The sequence below is a fragment of the Geomonas sp. genome (genome assembly GCF_056994735.1).
Window position 1 is genome coordinate 1 of record NZ_JBXKJL010000248.1, and the last position, 4,857, is coordinate 4,857.

The 4,857-nt window shown below is 29.5% G+C and carries 7 protein-coding genes; all 7 read left to right on the forward strand.

Translation table 11 applies throughout. The annotated features are described in order from the left end of the window. A partial coding sequence (locus tag AC11W3_RS10955) for a hypothetical protein (RefSeq protein ID WP_484093011.1) occupies nt 1-2,518 on the forward strand: 2,518 nt, incomplete at its 5' end. 1 nt (nt 2,519) lies between these two features. Continuing rightward, a complete protein-coding gene (locus tag AC11W3_RS10960; RefSeq protein ID WP_484093012.1) occupies nt 2,520-2,687 on the forward strand; it encodes a hypothetical protein in 168 nt (55 codons plus the stop codon). Between the two features lie 93 nt (nt 2,688-2,780). Then, nucleotides 2,781-3,038, forward strand: a complete 258-nt coding sequence (locus tag AC11W3_RS10965; RefSeq protein WP_484093013.1) for a hypothetical protein — start codon at nt 2,781-2,783, stop codon at nt 3,036-3,038. A gap of 1 nt (nt 3,039) precedes the next feature. Further along, nucleotides 3,040-3,714 (forward strand): N-acetylmuramoyl-L-alanine amidase, encoded by a 675-nt coding sequence (locus AC11W3_RS10970; RefSeq protein ID WP_484093014.1) that lies wholly within the window; start codon nt 3,040-3,042, stop codon nt 3,712-3,714. A gap of 30 nt (nt 3,715-3,744) precedes the next feature. Then, entirely contained in the window at nt 3,745-4,029 is a 285-nt protein-coding gene (locus AC11W3_RS10975; protein ID WP_484093015.1) for a hypothetical protein, read from the forward strand. 123 nt (nt 4,030-4,152) lie between these two features. Beyond that, a complete protein-coding gene (locus tag AC11W3_RS10980; RefSeq protein ID WP_484093016.1) occupies nt 4,153-4,332 on the forward strand; it encodes a hypothetical protein in 180 nt (59 codons plus the stop codon). Nucleotides 4,333-4,623: 291 nt separating this feature from the next. Next, nucleotides 4,624-4,857 (forward strand): hypothetical protein (locus AC11W3_RS10985; protein ID WP_484093017.1); only part of this gene is annotated, 234 nt, incomplete at its 3' end.

Sequence of the window (4,857 nt, forward strand, 5' to 3'; positions counted from 1 at the left end):
AAATGGGCTTATAAATGTAAGCTTAACTACTCAATCACTAACAGCTATAGGAGAATGTAGAGTACAATTAACAGTATTTGAAGGAACTAATAGAAAATCAACACATGAATTTAAATACTATGTTAAGTCTTCACTGTTAAATGCAGAAGTGCCTTTATCTTCTAATGAGTATGGATTATTGCTTCAATTAATTGATGATGTTCAAGAGGTAGAAAACATATTAAATACGAGTGAAGCTGAAAGGGTAGAAGCTGAAAACACAAGAGAAGTAAACGAAAATAACAGGGAAATTCTAAAGGGTCAATTAGATACATTAAAGACTAATTTAGAAAGCTTACAGAGTACTTTAAATACGTTAAACACTAATATAACAAATAGCGAAACAACTAGAAATACAAATGAAGAAGCAAGACAAACTTTAAAAGGTCAACTTGATACATTAAAGACTAGTTTAGAAGATTTACAAACTAGTTTAAATAATTCAGAAACTACTAGAGAGAACAATGAAACAACTAGAATATCACAAGAAGCAGATAGACAAGCATTAAAAAGTCAATTAGAGAGCCTACAAAGTACATTACAGGCATTAGAAAATACACTAAATACAAATGATACTACAAGAACGAACACATTTAATACAAAGGTTACAGAGGTTAATAATAAAATAACTGAAGCAACTAATTCAATAACAGACATAGAAAATAGATTTGCTTTATTAACTACAAGCCAACAACAAGCATCAGAAGTTATAAATGCTAGAACTTCAACTATAAGAAATAGGACTTTTGCAGACTTAGATAGTAGACTAGAAGAAACTGAAAAAGATATATTAACAAGTCAAAGCACAAGTGTAGTAGATAGTGTTGTTCCTGTAAATCATTTAACTAATTCACTTGATGGTGCAACAGATATTGCTATTAAGGGACAATCATTAGTCCAACTTATTAAGAATGGGAACTTTGCAAGTGGTACAAGTGGTTGGGATAAAGTAATAGGTGCTACATTGACAAGTTCAAACAACACACTATTTTCAACAGGAACTGGTGGTAGTGGTTCACCTGCTTTTGGTCAAACAACTCCTTTAAGTTTTAAATTAAATAACAAAATATTTGTAAAGGCAAAGGTAAGAGTTACTAATTCTAACTGTATAAATATTGTAACTATATTAAAAAATTCTGTAGGTGGAGATATTTCAAACTCTAATACATTAATCACAAGCCCTGTTATAAACCAATGGTATACAGTTTATGCCATACTTACTGAAACAATAGACACAGGAATTGCTGGTGTAGTACCACATTTCAGACATGCCTACGCAGACGGAACAACAGCTAATGGCAAAGTTATGGAAGTCCAAGAAGTAATGGCTTTTGACCTAACAAGTTTAGGCTTAGAATCCAAATCAGCAGACGAAATAAATGCTATGTTACCAAGTTATTTCGAGGGAATAGGTAGTGTTGAAGGTGGTACAAGTGTTATAAAATCAGTAGGGGAAAACTTATTTGATGGGTGGGAACTTGGGGTAATAAATGTAAATACAGGTGTGACAACTTCAAGTATAAATAATATAAGGTCAAAAAACTTTATACAAGTAAAAGCGAATACGGTATACAGTGCAATAGATACGGAACAAATAAGTGCAAATGCTAGAAATATGCAATACGTAATCGAGTATGACAGTAATAAAAATTATATAAAATATACAACGTTAACAATGACACCTATAGTTTTTACAACTACATCAACAACAAAATTCATTAAATTTGTTTCGCAAGCAGTAGGAACATTGTCCTTTGTTATAGGTGATTATACTAATTATAAAACTATGCTAAATCAAGGAGCAACACCAAAACCCTATCAACAATACAAAGAAAGCAAGGTACAACTAAGCGACTATATAGAAAGTCAATATTTCCCTTTAAGAAGTATTGGTACTTTATATGATGAATATACACCACAAGGAAATAAGTTATATAAAAGGATATGCGAAAAAACAAATCCTACTGTGTATATAGTTTCATCATTAACAAGTACTTATAAAATTTCAGTAATTACGCCAAATAGTAAATTTTATTATGCGGCAGGAAATGTATATAAAGGTGTTTCGCTAATTAAATATGAAGCAAATGCAAGTGCAGATTACGAACATTACTATTTCTCAAATTCATCAAATCATGCTTTTGTATTTGTAAATAAAACTACAATAGACAGTTTACAAGGTGCAACTCTTACGGATAAAGCACAAAAATATATGGAAGATGTTGTTTGTATATACGAACTAGCAACACCAACAGAAATCACACTAGATAGAAAAATAGACTTACCTATCTATCGAAACGGTACAATCATACAAGAGCCAACAAAGTTATATCCTAAATTATCGTATAGTTTCCCACTTAATACAGGGAAGTCAATCGAAAGTATCGTAAGCAATTTAGCAATAGTAAAAGACAATCAACAATTTATAATGAGTTACTTATTAGATTTAGATACTAGATTAACACTAGGAGGACACTAAAATGATATATGAATTATTAAAAAGAAATATAATAAATATAAATCAATATACAAACATAGATACATTAGCATTACAAGTTGAGTTTTTTAAAACAGCAAATAAAATAACACAAGAAGAATATGACGAATTATATTTATTATTAAATCCACCAATAGAAGAAACTTTATAAACTAAGGGACTAGAATTATCTAGTCCTTTTATTTTGATTTTCTAACATTAATTGATACAATGTAACTAAAATACGAAAGGGGGTTTTAATCAAATGACACCTGAACAAATATTCACACAGTTTGGTGTAGGAGGTTTCGCCTGTTGGGTTGCATGGAAAATATATAACGATCTTAAAACATTTATGAAACAATCTTCAGACGAACAAAAGGAATTTACTGAAAAGATTATGGAAGAAAACGCAAAGAGGGAAGAAAACTACAAAGAAATAATAAACGATCAAAACACAATAATACAAGTACAACTAAAAGAAATAAAAGACGAATTTAACAAGATGACAGGGGGTGCTTAACATGAATATAGGGGTTAATGATGGGCATTGCCTAAATGGTGCAAATAGTGGGGCAATAGGCATTAACAATATAAGAGAACAAGACTTAACTAGGGAAGTAGGCAAATTAGTAAGACAATATTTAAAACAAATGGGGCATATAGTAGTAGATTGTACCGTTGATTCTGCTTTAAGTAGTACACAAGCTTTAAGAAGTATAGTTACTAAGGCTAACGAGCAACCATTAGATTTATTTGTATCCATTCACTTTAATGCTGGTGGTGGTGGTACAGCACATGGCACAGAGGTATTCACAAACAACGCTATTAAATTAGATTCAGCACAAAGAGTTTTAAATAATATAGTTAAGCTAGGATATACCGATAGAGGTATAAAAGACGGACATAACTTATATGTAATAAATCATACAAAAGCAAAAGCCATGCTTATAGAAATTTGCTTCATAAATAATAAAGAAGATATGGCGAAATATAAACCTGAATTAGTAGCGAAGGCTATAGTTGAAGGAATAACAGGAACTAAGATTCCCGAGGACAAGCCAAAGAAAGTTATAAATGATAAAATGTATTATAGAGTTGTTGTAGGGTCGTATAATAGTAAAGCCTTAGCAGAGCAACAAAGACAAGAATTAAAGAAAAAAGGCTTTGACAGTTTCTTACTAGCTTATGAAAAATAATATATTATAATTCAAAAGGGGTTTTGATGGTTGATATATAAAAGAGATAAATATATAATCTTCTCTGTTTCAAATGGCTTCATAGTTTACAATCAAGACAAAGAGTTTAAAGAAGGTCATACACATTTAAAAAGTTTTAATGCTAGTAAAACATTGATAGATTTATCGTTAAAAAAGAAAATTCCTAGATCACAAAGTTTTTATTATCTTAGAAGTTTAATAAGAATTTCTGATGATAAAGAATTTATACATAAGATTGAAGAATTAATTAATACTAAGAGGAATAAAGGAAAACAGAATTACTATAATAAATGAGAGTGTTTATGCACTCTCTTTTTTATTGTAAATTTATAGAAAGTTTTATAAAAAGTGTATCAATATTTAACTAACTTCATAAGATATATTAAATAAACATTATTTAAAAGGAGAATGAAGACAATGACAGAGAAAAAGAAAAATCCTATTATGCAGATAAGTTTCAGCAATAAAAAGAATAATGATGTGGCACTTTATAAATGGCTTATGAGTAAAGGAAAAGACTTTGGTTATAGCGATTTTATAAAACAAGTATTATACAAGGAAATGGAAAGAGAGTTTGAAAAATACCTTAATAAATAAGTAAGATTTACAGAAGAATTACAAAGAAAAAGCCTTGATTATCAAGGCACATAAAAGGGTTAAGGTTTTTGAAATTATAATATAATTCCAAAATATGCGACACCTTATAAAAAGGTTACACTTTTGCGAAAAATAGTTTATTTATTTTCCTAAAATAGAAACTGTAGTTACAACAGCTGAACAAACAGCATAACCAACACAGATAAAAAATAGTGATGACATAATATCACTTCCTTTCGATAGGGTAGGGTATTTAAAAATATTATTAACTTATAAGGGGGAACTTATACAATGAAAAGAAAAGAAATTTTTACAGTAAGCGAGTTTATGGCATATACAAGTAATGATTTAACAATAGTAGAAAAGGCAATAGGTCATATAAGAAGAAATAAAAAGGCATATATGCAATTAGTTTTTATAGTAGCTGTATTTTTAATATTTAATAGTCAAGAAGTAGTGGTTGAAGCTTTAGGAAATACAGACAAAGCAATGCAAAAGGTTGATAAGGTTGGAGGGGAATTGTAT